The organism is Leptospira sarikeiensis, assembly GCF_004769615.1.
GTDB classification, from domain to species: domain Bacteria; phylum Spirochaetota; class Leptospiria; order Leptospirales; family Leptospiraceae; genus Leptospira_B; species Leptospira_B sarikeiensis.
This window is the reverse complement of the sequence record NZ_RQGF01000028.1, coordinates 475,759-492,744: the sequence shown is the minus strand read 5'-3', so window position 1 is coordinate 492,744 and position 16,986 is coordinate 475,759. Positions and strand designations below refer to the sequence as shown.

Below are 16,986 nucleotides of genomic sequence, written 5' to 3'. Positions count from 1 at the left end.
TTTTATTTCTGCCCACCTCGGTTTGTCTCATTCTATTTTATATTTTGTAGCTACTTCTTTTTTTATAACAGCTTTCATCTTCTGAAACCTACCATTACAAATAGTGAATATGCTTTTTAAGTAATCTAAAGGATATCGAGTGTTCGAAAAAAGTGGAAATTTTTTTCCAAAAATTGACACAGTTTTATTTTGTCCGCTTGACTAGTTGGAGTCTCGATAGTAGAATGCGGACCGCTCTGAAGGTATGGACCCGGGGAGTTAATGTTAGATTAGATGGGCATTTTGATCCGAAATACGGGTTCCAGTTGATGTACTATGGCGGTTGATTCCTGACTGTGCTTGGTCGGGAGGAATTCCCCTCCCGACCCACCTTTTTAAAACGATTCTAATATAAGAATTTCCAAATATAGGAAATCAGTTTCGTTTTATTGGACTATTTTATACTCAAACCTTTGCTTCTTCTATTTCATTTCTTTATCTCTTTTGAAATCGGATCTCAAGTCGAAAGGTATTCATCTCAGAGATACTTTGAACCTAAACTTGTTTGTAAGATATTCGAAAATTTATGTAGCAAAAACTTATGAAATTATTTTTTGCGAACGAGTATTTCAGGATCGCAAATTCTTTCCGAACTGACAATCTTGCCGAACTATTTCGATTTAGGAGTCGATAGAATGTATCGTAAGCCGATATATCTTTTTAAACTTATCACTAGCCTCGTATTTGTAGGTTTACTTCTTTTCAGCGGCGTATCTGTTTCTGCGGAATCCCAATGCCAAGGTCTATCTAAAGGCCAATGTGAATCGGATTCGGATTGTACTTGGGTATCCGGTTATACAAAACAAGACGGAACAAATGTAGACGCATATTGTAGGGCGAAACCTGGAAAGGCTTCCGATAGCGGAGACGCGCCTAAAAAGTCGAAAGTCAAAAAGTCCAAAGAGAAAGAGGACGATGACGACGATAAAGACGAGCCTAAGAAAAAGAAAAAGGCTAAAAAAGAAAAGGACGAGGATGATGATAAAGAATCCAAGAAGTCCAAGAAAGACAAAGACGACGATGATGACAAAGATTCTAAGAAGTCCAAAAAGGATAAGGACGATGACGATGATAAAAAATCTAAAAAGTCAAAGAAGTCTAAAAAAGACAAAGACGACGATGATGACAAAGATTCAAAGAAGTCCAAAAAATCTAAAAAGAAGAAGAAAGACGATTAACTCTTATCTTTAATCCTTTTTAAAACAAAAAGACCGGAGAACATCCGGTCTTTTTTTATCTGAACTGTATGTAGGAACTTTGAATTAGAGATAAGCTTCCGGAGGCAAACAAGAACACACTAGGTTCCTGTCTCCGTATACATTATCAATTCTTCCTACATACGGCCAGAACTTATGCTCTTTTGTCCAAGGAGCAGGATAGGCAGCTTTTTCTCTAGAATATGTATGATCCCACGAATCTGAAATCACCATTGCTGAAGTGTGAGGTGCGTTTTTCAAAGCGTTATCTTTAGGATCGGCTTTCCCTTCTTCTATTTCCTTGATCTCTTCATGAATTAAGATCATTGCTTCACAGAAACGATCCAATTCTTCCTGAGATTCCGATTCCGTCGGTTCTATCATTAGAGTTCCGGGAACTGGGAAAGACATTGTAGGTGCGTGGAATCCATAATCCATCAAACGTTTTGCGATATCTTCTACTTCGACACCGCTTGTTTTTTTGAAAGGCCTTACGTCTACGATGCACTCGTGAGCGACGAATCCGTTTTTTCCTTTGTAGAGGACAGGGAAATAATTCTCTAAACGTTTTGCGATATAGTTCGCGTTTAAGATCGCAGCCTTGGTTGCATTTTCTAATCCTTCGGTTCCTAATAGAGCGATATAGACCCAAGAGATCAAAACGATACTTGCACTTCCCCAAGGAGCAGCAGATACGGCGCCATGTTCGTTTCCGGTTCCATTATTTACGAGTGGGTGGCCAGGTAGGAAAGGTTTCAGATGTTCTGCGACTCCAATCGGTCCAACCCCTGGCCCTCCTCCTCCGTGAGGAATACAGAAAGTTTTGTGTAAGTTCAAATGGCAAACATCTGCACCAATATTTGCAGGTCTTGTGATCCCTACTTGGGCGTTCATGTTTGCTCCGTCCATATAGACCTGACCGCCATTCTCATGAACGATTGCACAGATCTCTTTGATCGGTTCTTCATACACTCCATGAGTGGAAGGGTAGGTGATCATCAGAGCGGCTAAATTTTTAGAATGTTCCTTTGCCTTTGCTTTTAGATCGTCCAGATCTACGTTTCCTTCTGAATCGCAAGCAACTACTACCACTTTAAAACCTACCATTGCAGCAGAAGCTGGATTGGTTCCGTGAGCGGAGATTGGGATCAAGCAGATATTTCTGTCTTGGTCGCCTCGGCTAATATGATAATTTCTGATCGCCAAAAGTCCTGCGTATTCTCCTTGAGAACCTGCATTCGGTTGCAAGGAGATCCCTGGAAATCCTGTGACTTGAGATAACCAAGACTCTAATTGAGAAAAGACAGTGAGGTAACCTTCCGTTTGGTTTGCAGGTGCGAAAGGGTGAATATTGGAAAATTCAGGCCATGTAACCGGGAACATTTCCACGGTCGCATTCAATTTCATTGTGCAAGAACCAAGAGGGATCATGGATGTTGTAAGAGAAAGATCTCTAGATTCCAGCTTCCGAATATATCGAAGCATCTTAGTTTCTGTATGATGAGAATTGAATACTGGATGAGAAAGATACTCGGATATTCTTTCGAATTCTTTCGGGATAGAAATTCCTTCTAAGGAAAGATCTATCTTAGATATCCCGAATACGGAAAGAATATCTTCTAAATCGGAAACTTCTACAGTTTCATCCAAAGCGATTGCAATTTTTCCGGAGCCAAGATCTCTGAAGTTGATCCCTTTCTTATTTGCTGCATCTAAGTAGGACTGAACTTTTGCTCCAAGATCCAAAACGATCGTATCGAAGAATGTTTTATTGGAGATATTGAAGTTGGCTTTCTCCAGATTTTTTGCCAGAGTTTCGGTCAATCTATGGACTCTAAGGGCGATCTCTTTTAAACCTTTAGGTCCGTGATATACTGCATACATGGAAGAAAGTACTGCTAATAAAACTTGGGCAGTGCAAATATTAGAAGTAGCCTTATCTCTTCGGATATGTTGTTCTCTTGTTTGGAGAGAAAGCCTTAGTCCTGGATTTCCTTGGCTGTCTTTAGAAACTCCAACCAGTCTTCCAGGCATGTTTCTTTTGAATTCGTCTTTGGTTGCGAAATACCCTGCATGAGGCCCGCCAAATCCGTAAGGAAGCCCGAATCTTTGGGAACTTCCTACAGCCATATCCGCTCCGAATTCTCCGGGAGCTTTTAATACAGTAAGAGCTAATAGATCCGCAGCACAGATTGTATGAGCTCCAACATTATGAGCGAGTTGAAAGAAACTTTCGTAATTATAGATCGTTCCTTCCGTTCCAGGGTATTGAACTAAAACTGCAAAATAGTCTTCGTTCAGTTCTGCTTGTAGATGATTTCCTACTTTTACTTCGATTCCGAGCGGGATCGCTCTAGTACGGACCACGTCAATGGTTTGAGGATGGCATAACTCGGAGATGAATAATAATTTAGAAGTTTCATTCTTCCTGATCCCGAATGCTAAAAAAACCGCTTCTGCAGCTGCAGTAGCTTCATCCAATAGAGAAGCGTTTGCGATTTCCATTCCGGTCAAGTCCATGATCATGGTTTGGAAATTTAAAAGTGCCTCGAGCCTTCCTTGGGAAATTTCTGCTTGGTAAGGAGTGTAAGCAGTATACCAGCCTGGATTTTCTAGAATATTTCTTTGGATAACTCCAGGCATTACGCTTGCTTGGTAACCGGATCCGATATAGGAACGATAAACTTTATTTTTAGAAGCGATCTCTTTCAGATCTTTTAAGATCTTTCTTTCGGTAGAGGCTTTTGGAAGATCTAATGCTTTGTCCAAGCGGATCCCTTCCGGAATTGCTTTAGCAATCAATTCTTCTAAACCGGACAATCCTAGAGCGGAAAGCATGTCCTTGATTTGATCTTCGTCAGGGCCGATATGGCGTCTTGGGAAAGTATCTAAAGGGTCTAGAGTATTCTTCATTTCAGTCTGTTTGCCGGATTCGTTCCAAGTTGCCGTACTCATTCTATTTTCCTAATCCAGTTTGCTTACAAGTTCTCTATATGATTCAGGGTCCAAAAGTTTTTCCACCTCGGAAGAACTGATCCCTTTGATACGGATCATCCAAGAACCGAAAGGATTTGAATTCACTTCCGCAGGATTTTTGGAGAGGTTCCCATTTACTTCGACTACTTCTCCGCTGATCGGAGCATATAAATCTTCCGCGGCTTTTACCGACTCGATAGTTCCGAATGAATCGAATTGTTTGATCGATTTTCCTACTTTAGGAAGATCCACGAAAACGATGTCTCCAAGGGCCGCTTGGGCATAATCGGAAATACCGATCAATGCGGTGTCTCCTTCTACTTTTACCCATTCGTGTTTTTCTGTGAACTTGTACCCTGGAGGTGCGTTAGTTACTGCCATTTGAAAATCCTTAGTTTAATTTTTCCGAATGCTTCCCGGAATGAAAGATTGGGTGAATACGATTGCAGATTTTGCCTGACCACGGATCTCGATTTGGATCGATTCTCCATGTTTGATCTTTTCAGAGTCGATCAATGCGAGTCCGATCCCCTTTTTTAAGGAAGGGGAGAAGGTACCGGAAGTTGTGATCCCTATATTTTTTCCTTCTGGATCCAAGACAGGCATGTTTTCTCTTGGAACCCCTGCCTCTTGTAATTCGAATGCTACGATCCTTTGTTTAGGTCCTTGTTTTTTTTCGGAGATAATTTTATCGTAATGTGGAAAAGGAACATTCTTTTCTTTTACGATCCAGCCGATCCCGGATTGGATCGGGCTTCTGGAGTCGTCTAGCTCATGGCCGTATAAAGGATATTTTGCTTCGATACGAAGTGTGTCTCTTGCTCCAAGACCTACTGGAAGAAGCCCGTCCTTCTTACCGAATTCCAAAAGTTCTTTCCAGAGTTTTACACCTAGTTTGTTGGAACTATAGATCTCGAATCCGTCTTCACCAGTATAGCCTGTTCTGGAAAGAATGATCTCTTCTCCCTCAAAAGGGAATAACGAGAATTTATAATATCCGATCTTGCTTAGATCCGATTTTAGATAAGATGAAAGAATAGTATCCGCTTTGGGACCTTGGATCGCTATCTGATGCCAGTTTGCACTTTGGTTCTCGAGTTTTAAGGAACTAGGAACATATTTTTTGAGATACTCGTAAACGGAATCCACATTGGATGCATTGGCACAGATCATGTATTTTTGATCGTTAAACTTGTATAGAGTGATATCGTCTACGAGTCCGCCTTGCTCGTTGATGATTGCGTTGTACTGAACTTGTCCGTTTGCTAAGGAAGAAACGGAGTTACAGGTCACGGATTCTAAGAAGCCCAGAATATTTTGAGCTTCTCCTTCGATAAAAATTTCTCCCATATGAGAAACGTCGAATAAACCGGCAGCTTCTCTAGTCGCGGTATGCTCCGCGATGATTCCGGAATATTGTACAGGCATGTCCCAACCGCCGAAAGGGATCATCTTTGCGCCTAAAGATTTATGTTCCTCGTACAGAGGGGTCGTTTTCCATTGGGACATAAGCGTTTGGGGCCATCATTTCACCCGAGTTTATGGGGAAAAACAATTTTAGGGACCCTTTGGAAAGATTTGCGTACTCTTGCTTGGAATCATTCTGCCAAGCAAGCTCTTAAGAGATATTCGATCCGAGTTCGAATATAGTGACGAAATTTGGGCGGTTTCTATTCTTTCAGTTTTCTTCTGACGTAAATTACCTTATCTACTTCCGCGATAAGTTTTCCAGTCTTAACGTCAACGATCTGAGCCGTAAAAGTAACGTCTATTTTCCTTTTACGATCCACTTCTTCTTTTATCTCTTGGATCTTCTCTTTTGGGATCGTGAACTCTGCTTTTACTTTTCCTTCTCCCGGTTTGAGAAATCGTATAGTCGCGGCTTTGTCCCAAACCAAATATGCAGATCCTAAATGTTCCATTAAGATAAACATATAGAATGGATCACACATGGAATAAAGAGATCCACCGAATTGTGTACCGACGTAGTTTTTATTTAAAAGGGTAAGTTTCATTGAACTTTCGAAAGATGTTCCTTCTTTGTTCAACGCTCTTACTTTAATTCCTGCTCCGAGGTAAGGAGGGTAATAGTTGAAAAAACGAAATTTAAGTCTTTGTAGGATGTCCGACAGGGACGGCATATTTGATTCCTGAATATATTTCTTATTTTATCCCAAACTAATAGGAGGCCTAAAAATCCGAGCGATTTTTGGAGAATATAATTGGTTTGTAAGACCGATCGATATCATACTTACATCCGAAAATTCTTGCTAAGAAGTATTCCTTCTGATAGCAAGTAGAGGCTAAAAAAACCAGAGAATTCCCGGAGGGGGAATGAAACCGAAACAAATTGTGAAGAAAATTCAACCGTATCTAATCTCGATCCTTCTGATCTTAGCGACGATGTCCTGCGGCACTGTCGCCGAATACAAGATCTCCTATAAAAAACCAGAAATCGCTTCCAAGACCAAAGGTCTGGTTGCAGGAATTTCCAAGGTGGACTTAACACCTCCTCCTGGTTTACCTTTGGCTGGTTATTCTAAAATGGCCGAAACCGAAAAAGGATTTCGTACACGTATTTATGCCAGGATCTTCTATATTAGAAAAGATGCAAATGAACCTGTTGTATTGATCCAAAGCGATCTCCTTTCCGGATCACTTTTGATCCATCATTTGCTCGCAGAACGTTTAGCAGCTAAAACCGATATTTCATTCGGCGGGATCGTATTTGCAGGAACTCATACACATTCCGCTCCTGCGAACTTCTACGATAATAATTTTTATAACGAGTTTGCATCTAATAAACCAGGCTTTGACAAGGGTTGGACAGACTTCGTTTTGGATCGCTTGACTGTAGGCGTAGAAGAGGCTTATAAATCCGCAAAACCTGCGAAGATCGCTTCCGGAAAAACTGCAATTTGGGGACTGACAAGAAATAGATCCTTGGATGCGTATAGGGCGAATAAGAACTCAGGTTTCGAAGATTTAAAACCTGAGATCCAATACCAAGCAATCAATCCTGATCTAGTAATGATCCGTATTGATGCTCAAGATAAAGACGGAAGATATAAACCTCTCGGTGCTTTTTCTACATTCTCAGTGCATGGAACTACTGTGCCTGATTCTAATGATGTAGCGAATGCGGATGTATTCGCGTATCCTACAAGAATTCTGGAAAAAAAGATTCGCAAAGATTTTAAACCTAGCTGGGATCCGATCCATGCATTGAACAACTCAACTCATGGAGATAACTCTCCTGATTATAGAGAAGACATGCAAGGTTTCATCGAATCCAGAAGGATCGGAGAAGCAATTGGAGAAGAGGCGGCAAAACTTTTTGATTCCCTCCAAAACTCCCTGAGCGGAGATGCAAATCTTTCTTTTAATACTAGAGAAGTGGATCTATATGAAAACCAAAAGATAGGCGAAGTAGAGATTTGCGATCGTCCTTATGTAGGAACAGCTTTGACTGGCGGTGCAGAAGATGGTCTGACTCCAGTGTTGAATTGGCTTCCATTCTTTGCAGAAGGTTGGCCTCGTTGGTTCTTAACCGGAGGATGCCAAGGTCATAAAAGAATCGTAGGTTTTAAATATCTACAACCGATCGTTCTTCCAAAATCCAAATTCCCTCATAAACTTCTTCTACAATCCGTGAAAATTGCGGACACACTTCTTCTTCCTGTTCCTTTCGAAGTAACGAAAGAATCCGGAAAAAGATTCGTAGAAGACGCATTAAAATCCAGTTCTCAACCGATCAAAAATGCTTCCGTGATCAGTTGTGCAAATGGTTACTTCGGATACGTTACTACTCCGGAAGAATACACTCGTCAGCATTATGAAGGAGGTCATACATTGTATGGACCTGCAACTCAGCCTTTCTTACAGGCTCATCTCGCAGACCTTACAAAAAATCTTCCTGCAGCAGGCGGTAAAGAGGCTTTCCCGGCTTCTTGGACATACGAGTTAGATCGTTCTGATAGATTTCCTGAACCTGAAAAATCGGAAGGAACTAGAGAATTAGTCGAGTCTCCGGAATTGATCCTTGCAGAAGAGAATCTGGAAAAACATTGGGTCTTCCGTTATAAAGATGTTGGTGTTTCTGAAATTTCTCTTCACGAATCTTTGGTTTCGATCGAATACAAAGAAGGTTCCGGCGATTGGAAGGAGCTTATCCAAGACGGAGAACCTGTAGACGACAAGGGAGTAGATATCGAAGTGAAAAAAACTTCGAACACTGGAAAAGGAATGGCGGTTTATCAAGTTCGTTGGTTCAACCCGGAACAAAACGCAAAACGTAAATATAGATTTGCGATCCGTCCTCGTTCTGGTCAGGTAAAATTCCACTCACCAGAGTTCTAAGATCCCAAAAAGGAGAAGAATTTCTTTTTTCTTGACAAAGAGATTCTTTTCATTCAAATTATAAAGGTTGCCGGAGCTCTTTCGGCGACCTCTTAACTTACAAAAGACGAGTATTCGTTTTTTGTCCTACCTTCATCAGTCTTGCATTCACCGGTTCGGCCCAAGACAAAAATCCAAAACTAAAATACCAGGCCCCATCTTCGATTATTCGAAGTGAGAGTTCCTACGTTTAAGGAGAATTTTTTGAAAACCAATTATTTGAATAAGATACGTACAACAATTTTGTGTTTCGCATTTTTTGGAGGGATCGGAGTGACCCAGGCACAGACTTTAACTTACGGACAAAATATCAATTTAGAACAGGCAAAAAAGGTGATCGCTGCCGCAGAAGCCGAAGCGAAGAAGAACCAATGGAATATGGCAATCGCGGTAGTAGATACCGGAGGAAATCTAGTGTTATTCCAAAAGATGGACAACACACAGGTTGGCTCAATCGAGATCGCAAAGGGAAAGGCGTCGACTGCAAATAACTTTAAACGACCTAGCAGGGCTTTGGAAGAAGCTATTGAAAAAGGCGGGATCGGCTTAAGACTTCTTTCCGTTCCTGGAGTGTTTCCTTTGGAAGGAGGAGAATTGATCCTTCTGGATGGAAAGATCATCGGAGCCATCGGGGTTTCAGGAGCACAATCCACTCAGGATGGACAAGTTGCGAAGGCAGGAGTTGCGGCCTTAAGTTCTAAATAGACTTTTTACTTTTTCCCTTTCCCGGAGAATTGATTTTGAAAGAGTAACTCTATGGATTGGAAATTTCCTAAGTTTAAAGCGGGGCAACCTCGTAGGTGGGAATTCCTACTTCCGCCAGGTTCTGCAAAAGAGACCGAGTCCGTTTTAGCAGGGATCATTTCCGATCCATTTCTTCCTAGAAATCATACTCCGGAGTTCAAAGTTTTTCCGGAGAAGTTTATATTAGAAAAAACGAATTTTCGACAAGCCTTAGAGGTTTTGGTCCGAGTTCCTTGGGCCCGAGATTTTCGTTTGAATTTAGGAAAATTCCCTTTTACCCAAAAGTTTTCTTTTTCCGGTTTACTCGAAAAATTAAAAGAATCCGGACTTTTGCCTCCAGGGTGGGAAGTGAATTTTCATCCTCAGGTTCGTGGGAGAACTGACGTTTCCAGAGAGGAATTGCAATCTCTATGGGAAGAGTCTTATTCAGAACCTTCTGAAAATAATCCAAAAAGAACAGAATTGAATGCGCTTGCTTTGGGAGAAGATCTGATCCTTTCCTTAAGTTTAGCAGGCTCGCCTTTATTCAAAAGAGGAAATTTTAAACCTCTCTCCAAGTCCGCTCCTGTTCGGGAAGATACTGCAGTTTTCCTCTTGCATCTATTAGAAAAGAAAATGTCAAATCCGGATGCAGTCTTTGTTCCGTTTGCGGGTTCTGGGACTTTTATTTGGGAATCTTCTTCTTTGATCCATAGGATCGGATTTCCGCATTTGGATCGGAATTATATGTTTCAGGATCTGGAAGATTTTCCCGGACCTAGTTGGGACTTTTTAAGAAAGAAAATCATTTCTATGGGCAAAACAGGATCTTTGCGAATTTGGTTCAATGATTCAGAACCTGAAGTTTTTTCTTATCTTAAGGAAAGAAATGAAGAATATCAGGATTTTCTAAATAACTTAGAACCTGAAAAAGAAATCAATGTCCAAGGTTCTGAAGGTGACTTTTTCTCTTTTTCTTCCAAAGATGTTTGGGAAAAAACAGGCAAACCCGGAAAGATTTGGATGCCTCTCAATCCACCGTATGGTTTGCGGATCCAGAACGGTTCCAACTCAGGTTTGTACAGAAAAATCGCAGAAGTTTTGAAGGACTGGTGGGAACTCCCGACAGAGATCTCAGGTTTCGTCCTATGTCCTGACGAAGAGTCATGGTCTTCTTTCTTGAAAGGGGTTCATTCCAAATTACATACCGTTCATATCACTCACGGCGGTTTGGATCTAAGAGTTGTCTATTTCTAACTCGGATTTAAACTTTTAGTTAGAGAATGTAATTCTTTACATACTTAATTTGTTTTTCGCTTTCTATTTAGAGCGATTGAATTATCTATTTTCATTTTTATACGGGATGATTCCCGAGGAATAAAAGAATGAAAAAAATTATTTGGTTCAGTATAGCGTTTCTTATAGCGACGAACGCATTATCTGCGAAGGTCAAATCACAGATCGTAGAGTATAAACAAGGGGACACTGTTTTAGAAGGTTTTGTTGCTTATCCGGAAGGAGCAAAGAAGGCTCCTGGAATCGTACTCGTTCATGATTGGATGGGATTGGGAGAAAATACCAAGGCACGTGCAGAACAATTGGCGGAATTAGGTTACGTTGCTTTTGCCGCAGATATTTACGGAAAAGGTGCTCGCCCTAAATCAATGGAAGAAGCTTCCAAATTAGCCGCATCCTTTAGAGAAGGGGATCGTAAATTACTCAGAGCGAGAGGCCAAGCTGCATTAGACACTCTTAAATCTCAACCAGGTGTAGATCAGAATAGTGTAGCGATCTTAGGATATTGTTTCGGTGGGACGGCCGCTCTGGAACTTGCCAGAAGTGGAGCTCCTTTAAAAGGAACGATTAGTTTTCACGGAGGACTTTCCACTCCAAAAGCGGACGATGCTAAGAACATTAAAGGTAAGGTCCTGGCTCTTCATGGAGCGGATGATCCTTTCGTAAAACCCGACGAAGTTTCTGCATTCCAAGAAGAAATGAGAAAAGCTGGAGTTGACTGGCAATTCGTTTCTTACGGTGGGGCAGTTCATTCTTTTACGATCAAAGAAGCTGGAAATGATAACTCTAAGGGCGCAGCTTATAATGAAAAAGCGGATAAACGTTCTTGGTTGGAGTTAAAAAGTTTCTTAAAAGAAATTTTCCCTTCTAAGTAAGATATTATTGCGGGAGTAAAAATCTCCCGCTTATTCTCTGGCTAACTTTGAAATTTCGATTTTATGAACGAAGTCCTTTGATCCTAAAGAATCTCTTATATAGATCTCTCTCGGCATAGATACGCCATTTACTTCGGTTTCTCCTACATATTCTAAAAATCCGATATAACTCTTAGAAACTTCTCTATATGTGAATTGAATGTATTTGATGCGTTTTTCTTTTTTCTCAATATAAAATACGTATTGATTACTGTTTACGGATGGTTGAATAACTTCTTCGGAAGCGAATATTAGGTCAAATTCTTGCTGATCCAATTTTTGAGACCCTATATAAGAAAGAATGGGGAACTTAGAAATAATATAAGGTAATCGAATATAAAGTGCAAATGATCCTAAATAGATAGAAGTCAATCCTGATGTTTGGATCTCCTTCCCATCATCAGTTTTCTCAAAATATGTATTTCCGATCTTCCTGAAAGTCTTTCTATCTTTGCCCATGAATTCCAGATCTAAATCTCCCGTATTCAAATCTAGCCAAGCTCGATAATATTGCTCATTTTCTGAGACAGGGGTGAATAAACGGATAAAATCTGAATTCCAAATATCTTTTCCTCGGATCGCTACTTTCAGGTCCTTTGGAATATTGATCTCAGATACAAGGGCTTTCGCCTTCCTTTGATTGTATTCTTGGATAGGGAAAGAAGGATCTCTGAGATCGGACAAACTGCAATTCCATATAACTAAACAAAGGGGAATTGCGAATAGTTCCATTTTTAGAAAGAGAAATTGGCGTTTCATATATTCCTTCGGAGTTTAGACTATTTCTTTTGATCAGGAAAGAATTCTCAAAAAAAACATTTTTTCCTTTTAGGAACGGAATTAAAAGAGCAGAATGCCCTCATGATTCGCTCCGTATATAGAGTCGATACCAAAGGATCTTTGGATTCCCTTGAAAGAAAAGAAGAGGAATTATCTCCTCCTCAAGACAATGAAGTAACCGTTGAAATTAAGGCGATCGGTCTGAATTTTGCGGACATTTTTGCGATCCAAGGATTGTATAGCGCCACTCCAAAAGGATCTTTTATTCCCGGTTTGGAATACTCAGGAAAAATTATCGCTGTAGGAAAGAAGGTTAAAAACTTCAAAAAGAATGATAAGGTCATGGGAGTGACCCGCTTTGGGGCTTATACGGATCATTTAAATATAGATGCTCGTTATATTTTTCCTCTTCCATCCAAATGGAGTTACGAACAAGGAGCAGGGTTTTTAGTTCAAGGACTTACTGCTTATTATGCTCTTCTACCTTTAGGAGATTTAAGAAAGGGACAAAACGTTTTGATCCATAGCGCTGCAGGCGGGGTCGGAATTTATGCGAACAGGATCGCGAAGAAGTTCGGGGCTTGGACCTTAGGTTCCGTAGGTAATCATTCTAAAATTTCACTTTTGGAAAAAGAAGGATATGATGCTTGGATCATTCGATCTTCTCGTTTTCCGGAAGAATTAAAAACCGCCTTAGGTGGAAGAGAATTACATTTGGTTTTAGAATGTATCGGCGGTAAAATTTTCAAATCCAGTTACGAAACTTTAGCTCCTATGGGGAGAATGGTTGTATACGGTTCCGCTTCTTTTATGAGCCAAGGGGACAAAGTGAATTGGCTGACTTTGGCTTGGAGATATTTGACAAGACCTAAAGTGGATACTCTGGAAATTGTTTCTGATAATAAGGCTGTTATGGGTTTTAATCTGATCTGGTTGTATGAAAAAATAGATGAGCTTACGACCCATCTTAAAGCACTTTTAAAATTAAACTTAGATCCTCCACATATCGGTTCGGTATATCCTTTCGTGGATCTTCCGGATGCAGTAAGACATTTTCAAACCGGAAATACTACCGGCAAAGTGGTGATCACGGTCGAATCAGGAAAATGACAAACCAAACGGAAAGAAACGAACTTTCTTCTATATTAAAACGTTCTAAAGATCGTTTTGAAGATTATTTAGAAAACGTTTATCGTGTATTTCAAAAAGAATCCGCTCCTGAACTTGCGGACGCTATGGAATATAGTTTAAGAGCTGGCGGTAAAAGACTTCGTCCTATTTTGGCATTTGCATCTTTCGGAAAGATAGACGAGGATTCTCTTTGTATTGGAGCAGCATTAGAATTTGTTCATACCTATAGTTTGATCCATGATGATCTTCCTAGTATGGATGATGATGATTTTAGAAGAGGCAAACCTTCTCTTCATAAACAATTTTCCGAAGCGACCGCTATCCTTGCGGGAGATGCTTTGCAAGCGTATGCATTCGATTGGCTGACCAAGATCCGTTCTTCCGACCCGAATTTACATAAAGACTTGGTAAGTCTTTTGGCAAAAGGGGCCGGAGCGCAAGGAATGGTTTCCGGGCAAATGTATGATCTCCTACTAGAAAGGAATCCTTCTTCTTTGCAAGGAACAAAGGAAGAATTACTTTCTTTGACCCATCGACTGAAAACGGGAGCATTGATCCAAGCTTCCTTTCTGATGGGAAATCGTTTGAGATCCGATTATAAAATTAGATCCGCGACTATTGCAGAATACGGTGCCAAGCTAGGGTTATTATTTCAGATCACGGATGATATTCTAGATATAGAGGGAACCAAAGAGGATCTAGGAAAAACTCCGGGCAAAGATGGTAAGTCCGGAAAGATCACTTATCCATCTTTATATGGAATGGATGTTTGCAAAAGAATGGTTTCAGAATTAGTTTCTGAATTAGAAGGATTAGGTTCCGAATTGGATCTTCCCTCTTCTGAAACTGGAAATTCCGAATTCGCGGATTTTTTTAAATCCTTACCTTCCAACATTGGCAAAAGAAAAAATTAGATTAGATGAATTAGTTTTGAAGAAGGGTCTTGCAGAAGATCTTTCCAAGGCTAGAAGTCTGATCTTATCCGGTTCTGTGCTCGTAAATGATAGAATATCCGATAAAGTAGGCGTCTTGGTAAATGAGTCTTCCGAAGTCAGGATACGAGAGATTATTCCTAAATATGTAAGTAGGGGAGCCTACAAACTAAAAGAAGCATTCAAAAAATGGAATATTTCTCTTCAGGGAAAACTTTGTCTGGATTGGGGAGCTTCTACCGGAGGATTCACTCAAGTTTTATTGGAAGAAGGGGCTGAGTTCGTTTTTGCATTCGATGTTGGTTACGGGCAGATGGCTTCTAAGATCGCAATGGACCCTAAGGTTTCCGTTCGAGATCGTTTTCATATTCGAGACACGAGTTGGGCTCTTCTTTCTTCTATGTGGAGAGAAAAGACGGATCGGAAGTTTCCGAATGAAATGTTTTTGGTGATGGATCTGAGTTTTATTTCCTTGAGAGTTGTTCTTCCTACAGTTTCCGAACTGAAAAAAGAAAACCCGACGATCGATTGGAAAATCGTAAGTTTATTCAAGCCTCAATTCGAGACAGAAGCTAGGTATTTAGAAAAAGGAGTTTTGAAAGACCCTTGGATCCGATGGAAAACGATCCGGTCTTTTTTGATCTTTTTGAAAAATGAGATCGGTGCGAAAGAGATCCGATTAGAGGAGTCCCCGATTACCGGGAGAGACGGCAATCGGGAAATTTTGGTGTACTGGGCGATTTAACCGAAAGTCGCGTTCAAAGCCATTGAGAATCTAGAACCAATCCCTGGGCGTTTTGCCTTTCCATCTACACGAACAAACTCATAATCTTTTGGACTAAGGAAGAATGTTCTAGCTTTAAATTCGAAAGTGAATCCTGGCCAAAGAGTTGTATTCCGTCCGGTACTAGTGTTGTACCAGCTTACACATCCCCCGGTTAACCAGACGGATTTACTCAAACGTTTTTGGATCTCGGTATTGTATTTGTCCTGAATGTCCTTACGCACATCGATAAACTTTATGTTTTTCTTACGTAGGTAACGGATCCCTTGTAAGGTATATTGGACTTGGGATTCGATCATCAGGATCATGGAACTGTGACCTAATCCGGTATTTGGTCCTACGATCATGAATAAATTCGGAAAACCGGAAACTGTGGTCCCTAAATAAGCTTCTGCTCCATCTTCCCAAACATCCGCTAAAAGTTTTCCGTCTCTTCCTCTAATTTCAAAAGGAGAGACTGCTTCTGCCGCCTGGAACCCGGTTGCGAATATGATCGCGTCTACTTTATGTTCTTTTCCATCCTTGGTTTTTACTCCGGAAGAAGTGATCTCCTGGATACCATCCGTGATCAGATCCACATTCTCCCGATTTAGAGCAGGATAATAATCATTGGAAAGAAGGATACGTTTACAACCGATCGTATAATTCGGAGTGAGTTTTTGTTGAAGCTCTTCACTATGAATACTTTTCTTAATGAAACTTTTAGCGAACTTCTCGAAAATTTTCATCAGTTTCGGATTGATCGCGAAAGCTAATACTCCGATCTCATTCAGCCAATAGATCGCTTTTCTAAATAACCAACGTAGAGGAGGGATAAACTTAAAGATCCCTTTTACGGATCCCGCAATATTGCTATCGGGTTTTGGAATGATCCATGCTGGAGTTCTTTGGAAAAGTTTCAGGTTTCCGACTAATGGGGCGATTGTTGGAACAATCTGAATTGCACTTGCTCCAGTACCGATGACTGCGACCGTTTTCCCTTGGATATCGTAACTATGGTCCCATTTCGCAGAGTGAAATTTAGCACCTTTAAAAGTATCTATTCCCTTAATGTTCGGTAGAACGGGTCTACTCAAGCCACCAGTTCCACTTACGACTGCTTTCGCTTTATAAGTTGTTCCTTCTTTTGTGCTGATTTCCCATATGCCGTCTTTTTCGTCGAACCAAGCGCCGCTTACTTCGCTATTCGTACGAATATGAGAACGGATCCCGAACTGGTCCGTACAATCATTCATATACTGTAAAATTTCTTTTTGAGGACCGAATAGTCTGGACCAGTTTGATTTCGGGGCAAATGAAAAAGAATATAGATGGGATTGTACATCGCAGGCTGCCCCTGGATATGTATTATCTCTCCAAGTTCCTCCAATGCCGTTTCCTTTTTCTAGGATCACAAAAGAATCGATCCCTGATTTTTTTAAACGGATCCCCATACATAAACCTGCGAATCCTGTCCCGATGATAACAGCATCATATACTTTCTGTGCTTCAGAACTCCGATTTACGTTCGGCTTTTCTAAGGTTTGAGCTACCATTTCGTTTTTCTCTCCTTCTTCTCCGGGTGTTAACCCGGTCATTTTGCTTACTTACAGAATACTTCGTTTTTCCAAAAGGATCGTCCGATCTTAGGATTTGCGACCGGGAAATGCTGGTAAATTTCGGAATGTATCAGGTTTTTCTTTTATTCTAAAAGTCGTTTGAAATCAATATTCCAGCTTTCTTGCAAAACAATCTTAAAAAAATGTGAACCACTTTTCTCACCCAAAGACCCGTTTCTTGCGCAATGAAACTTGCAAAAAGAAAAAGTCAGAGGTACG

General features: G+C 40.6%; 14 protein-coding genes. 8 read left to right on the top strand and 6 right to left on the bottom strand.

Annotation, left to right across the window (positions count from 1 at the left end; genetic code table 11):
* Nucleotides 1–674: 674 nt before the first annotated feature.
* Entirely contained in the window at nt 675–1,217 is a 543-nt protein-coding gene (locus EHQ64_RS13510) for a hypothetical protein (RefSeq protein WP_135650044.1), read from the top strand.
* Between the two features lie 84 nt (nt 1,218–1,301).
* On the opposite strand, the gene gcvP is transcribed toward EHQ64_RS13510, so the two are convergent.
* The 4 genes from gcvP to EHQ64_RS13490 form a co-directional block, all read right to left on the bottom strand.
* The gene (gene gcvP, locus EHQ64_RS13505; protein ID WP_135650042.1) at nt 1,302–4,190 is read right to left on the bottom strand and encodes an aminomethyl-transferring glycine dehydrogenase; all 2,889 of its coding nucleotides are present in this window, start codon (nt 4,188–4,190) and stop codon (nt 1,302–1,304) included.
* Nucleotides 4,191–4,199: 9 nt separating this feature from the next.
* A complete protein-coding gene (gene gcvH / locus EHQ64_RS13500) occupies nt 4,200–4,592 on the bottom strand; it encodes a glycine cleavage system protein GcvH (protein ID WP_135650040.1) in 393 nt (130 codons plus the stop codon).
* Nucleotides 4,593–4,607: 15 nt separating this feature from the next.
* A complete protein-coding gene (gene gcvT, locus EHQ64_RS13495) occupies nt 4,608–5,720 on the bottom strand; it encodes a glycine cleavage system aminomethyltransferase GcvT (protein WP_135650038.1) in 1,113 nt (370 codons plus the stop codon).
* Between the two features lie 161 nt (nt 5,721–5,881).
* Nucleotides 5,882–6,352 carry a YiiD C-terminal domain-containing protein gene (locus EHQ64_RS13490; protein ID WP_135650036.1) on the bottom strand — a complete coding sequence of 157 codons (471 nt, stop codon included), beginning with the start codon at nt 6,350–6,352 and terminating at the stop codon, nt 5,882–5,884.
* A 193-nt stretch (nt 6,353–6,545) separates the two neighbouring features.
* Between EHQ64_RS13490 and EHQ64_RS13485 the strand changes: the two genes are divergently transcribed.
* The 4 genes from EHQ64_RS13485 (at nt 6,546) to EHQ64_RS13470 (ending at nt 11,503) form a co-directional block, all read left to right on the top strand.
* On the top strand, nt 6,546–8,570 hold the full coding sequence (locus EHQ64_RS13485; protein WP_135650034.1) for a neutral/alkaline non-lysosomal ceramidase N-terminal domain-containing protein: 2,025 nt from the start codon (nt 6,546–6,548) through the stop codon (nt 8,568–8,570).
* Between the two features lie 243 nt (nt 8,571–8,813).
* Nucleotides 8,814–9,314 carry a GlcG/HbpS family heme-binding protein gene (locus EHQ64_RS13480; RefSeq protein ID WP_135650032.1) on the top strand — a complete coding sequence of 167 codons (501 nt, stop codon included), beginning with the start codon at nt 8,814–8,816 and terminating at the stop codon, nt 9,312–9,314.
* A 51-nt stretch (nt 9,315–9,365) separates the two neighbouring features.
* A complete protein-coding gene (locus tag EHQ64_RS13475) occupies nt 9,366–10,589 on the top strand; it encodes a hypothetical protein (protein WP_135650030.1) in 1,224 nt (407 codons plus the stop codon).
* 128 nt (nt 10,590–10,717) lie between these two features.
* Nucleotides 10,718–11,503 (top strand): dienelactone hydrolase family protein, encoded by a 786-nt coding sequence (locus EHQ64_RS13470; protein ID WP_135650029.1) that lies wholly within the window; start codon nt 10,718–10,720, stop codon nt 11,501–11,503.
* Nucleotides 11,504–11,533: 30 nt separating this feature from the next.
* On the opposite strand, the gene EHQ64_RS13465 is transcribed toward EHQ64_RS13470, so the two are convergent.
* Nucleotides 11,534–12,301 (bottom strand): LBF_0142 family lipoprotein, encoded by a 768-nt coding sequence (locus tag EHQ64_RS13465; RefSeq protein WP_135650027.1) that lies wholly within the window; start codon nt 12,299–12,301, stop codon nt 11,534–11,536.
* 102 nt (nt 12,302–12,403) lie between these two features.
* On the opposite strand from EHQ64_RS13465, the gene EHQ64_RS13460 reads away from it, so the two are divergent.
* Genes EHQ64_RS13460 through EHQ64_RS13450 form a run of 3 tightly spaced genes read left to right on the top strand, consistent with a single transcriptional unit; the run spans nt 12,404 to nt 15,130 of the window.
* The gene (locus EHQ64_RS13460) at nt 12,404–13,432 is read left to right on the top strand and encodes a synaptic vesicle VAT-1 family membrane protein (RefSeq protein WP_135650025.1); all 1,029 of its coding nucleotides are present in this window, start codon (nt 12,404–12,406) and stop codon (nt 13,430–13,432) included.
* On the top strand, nt 13,429–14,367 hold the full coding sequence (locus EHQ64_RS13455) for a polyprenyl synthetase family protein (RefSeq protein ID WP_135650023.1): 939 nt from the start codon (nt 13,429–13,431) through the stop codon (nt 14,365–14,367). Before EHQ64_RS13460 ends, EHQ64_RS13455 begins: the two co-directional genes overlap by 4 nt.
* Nucleotides 14,348–15,130 carry a TlyA family RNA methyltransferase gene (locus EHQ64_RS13450; protein ID WP_135650021.1) on the top strand — a complete coding sequence of 261 codons (783 nt, stop codon included), beginning with the start codon at nt 14,348–14,350 and terminating at the stop codon, nt 15,128–15,130. Before EHQ64_RS13455 ends, EHQ64_RS13450 begins: the two co-directional genes overlap by 20 nt.
* Here EHQ64_RS13450 and EHQ64_RS13445 read toward each other — a convergent pair.
* Nucleotides 15,127–16,746 carry a flavin-containing monooxygenase gene (locus EHQ64_RS13445; protein ID WP_246048764.1) on the bottom strand — a complete coding sequence of 540 codons (1,620 nt, stop codon included), beginning with the start codon at nt 16,744–16,746 and terminating at the stop codon, nt 15,127–15,129. The genes EHQ64_RS13450 and EHQ64_RS13445 overlap by 4 nt on opposite strands.
* Nucleotides 16,747–16,986 lie beyond the last annotated feature (240 nt).

What these genes read in the sequence shown, in the direction of transcription:
- EHQ64_RS13465 (WP_135650027.1), bottom strand. Translation starts at nt 12,301, where the DNA reads ATGAAACGCCAATTTCTCTTTCTAAAAATGGAACTATTCGCAATTCCC.
- EHQ64_RS13475 (WP_135650030.1), top strand. Translation starts at nt 9,366, where the DNA reads ATGGATTGGAAATTTCCTAAGTTTAAAGCGGGGCAACCTCGTAGGTGG.
- EHQ64_RS13460 (WP_135650025.1), top strand. Translation starts at nt 12,404, where the DNA reads ATGATTCGCTCCGTATATAGAGTCGATACCAAAGGATCTTTGGATTCC.
- gcvP (WP_135650042.1), bottom strand. Translation starts at nt 4,190, where the DNA reads ATGAGTACGGCAACTTGGAACGAATCCGGCAAACAGACTGAAATGAAG.
- EHQ64_RS13510 (WP_135650044.1), top strand. Translation starts at nt 675, where the DNA reads ATGTATCGTAAGCCGATATATCTTTTTAAACTTATCACTAGCCTCGTA.
- EHQ64_RS13455 (WP_135650023.1), top strand. Translation starts at nt 13,429, where the DNA reads ATGACAAACCAAACGGAAAGAAACGAACTTTCTTCTATATTAAAACGT.
- gcvH (WP_135650040.1), bottom strand. Translation starts at nt 4,592, where the DNA reads ATGGCAGTAACTAACGCACCTCCAGGGTACAAGTTCACAGAAAAACAC.
- EHQ64_RS13470 (WP_135650029.1), top strand. Translation starts at nt 10,718, where the DNA reads ATGAAAAAAATTATTTGGTTCAGTATAGCGTTTCTTATAGCGACGAAC.
- EHQ64_RS13490 (WP_135650036.1), bottom strand. Translation starts at nt 6,352, where the DNA reads ATGCCGTCCCTGTCGGACATCCTACAAAGACTTAAATTTCGTTTTTTC.
- EHQ64_RS13485 (WP_135650034.1), top strand. Translation starts at nt 6,546, where the DNA reads ATGAAACCGAAACAAATTGTGAAGAAAATTCAACCGTATCTAATCTCG.
- gcvT (WP_135650038.1), bottom strand. Translation starts at nt 5,720, where the DNA reads ATGTCCCAATGGAAAACGACCCCTCTGTACGAGGAACATAAATCTTTA.
- EHQ64_RS13445 (WP_246048764.1), bottom strand. Translation starts at nt 16,746, where the DNA reads ATGACCGGGTTAACACCCGGAGAAGAAGGAGAGAAAAACGAAATGGTA.